The sequence below is a fragment of the Mycobacterium sp. E735 genome, assembly GCF_001666955.1.
Classification (GTDB): domain Bacteria; phylum Actinomycetota; class Actinomycetes; order Mycobacteriales; family Mycobacteriaceae; genus Mycobacterium.
The window spans coordinates 1-543 of the sequence record NZ_LZIX01000318.1 but is presented as its reverse complement, the minus strand read 5'-3'; the positions used below and the strand labels follow the sequence as shown (position 1 = coordinate 543).

The 543-nt window shown below is 59.5% G+C and carries 1 protein-coding gene; it reads left to right on the top strand.

Annotation, left to right across the window (positions count from 1 at the left end; translation table 11 throughout):
• Positions 1–543 (top strand): class I SAM-dependent methyltransferase (locus A5704_RS25865; protein WP_156737766.1); only part of this gene is annotated, 543 nt, incomplete at both ends.

Genomic DNA, 543 nt, shown 5'->3' with positions numbered 1-543 from the left:
GAATCGCAATCCATCTACGACGTTTCGGACGAGTTTTTTGCCCTGTTCCTAGATCCGACAATGGGCTATACGTGCGCTTATTTCGAACGCGAGGGCATGACGCTCGAAGAGGCGCAGAATGCGAAGTTCGATCTGGCGCTGGGCAAATTGAATCTCGAGCCGGGGATGACGCTACTCGACATCGGTTGCGGCTGGGGAGGAGCGCTGCACCGGGCGATCGAGAAATATGACGTCAACGTGATCGGGATCACGCTGAGTCGCAACCAGTTTGCCTACAGTAAGGCCAAAATGGCCGCCATCCCCACCGACCGCTCCGTCGAAGTCCGGTTGCAGGGCTGGGAGAAGTTTCACGAACCCGTCGACCGCATCGTTTCGATCGGCGCCTTCGAGCACTTCGGCCGCCAGCGCTACGGCCGCTTCTTCAAGATGGCCTACCAGGTGCTGCCGTCCGACGGAATCATGTTGCTGCACACCATCGTTCGCCCCTCCTTCAAGGAGGCCAGGGCGCGGGGCATGACGCTGACGCACGAGATCGTGCACTTC